The organism is Paenibacillus sp. J2TS4 (assembly GCF_018403245.1).
Taxonomy (GTDB): Bacteria; Bacillota; Bacilli; order Paenibacillales; family NBRC-103111; genus Paenibacillus_L.
The window spans coordinates 1-547 of the sequence record NZ_BOSH01000046.1 but is presented as its reverse complement, the minus strand read 5'-3'; the positions used below and the strand labels follow the sequence as shown (position 1 = coordinate 547).

The 547-nt window shown below is 50.8% G+C and carries 1 tRNA gene; it reads right to left on the bottom strand.

The window, feature by feature from the left end:
* Positions 1-217 precede the first annotated feature (217 nt).
* A tRNA-Ile gene (locus KJS69_RS29395) sits at positions 218-294 on the bottom strand.
* Between the last annotated feature and the right edge of the window lie 253 nt (positions 295-547).

The following is a 547-nucleotide window of genomic DNA, read 5'->3' as shown; positions in this document are numbered from 1 at the left end:
GTGATGCTTCGAGGCTAATTCCGTCCGCACCCTAACAGGGTCGGCGTCTAAACCTTCCTCTAAACGCGGTCGCTCTTCCTGACTTTGCTTCGAAATGAGGTTTATACAGTACTTTTCGGGGAGCCCCAACAGTGAAGCGATGCTTCAATCATGAAGCTTCATCATGCGAATCCTTCACTTGCCTAATCATTAGGCTCATTCACTTTTTACAGGCTAATGGTGGGCCCTAGTGGACTCGAACCACCGACCTCACCCTTATCAGGGGTGCGCTCTAACCAGCTGAGCTAAGGGCCCACAAAGCTATGCTTTTTTCAAAAATAAGATACCGCTTGGCAACGTCCATTCCGCACCGATGGAATCAACTTCTCGAATTACTTCGAGGTCGGCATCGGAATCGTCTATGAACGTCGAGCCAGCTTTTTGAGTTTTCATCGATGAAGGGTTCCGATACTCTCCCGAGGGAGAGACCCTCATCTTTGTAATAACCCGCTTGGCAACGTCCTACTCTCCCAGGACCCTGCGGTCCAAGTACCATCGGCGCTGGAGG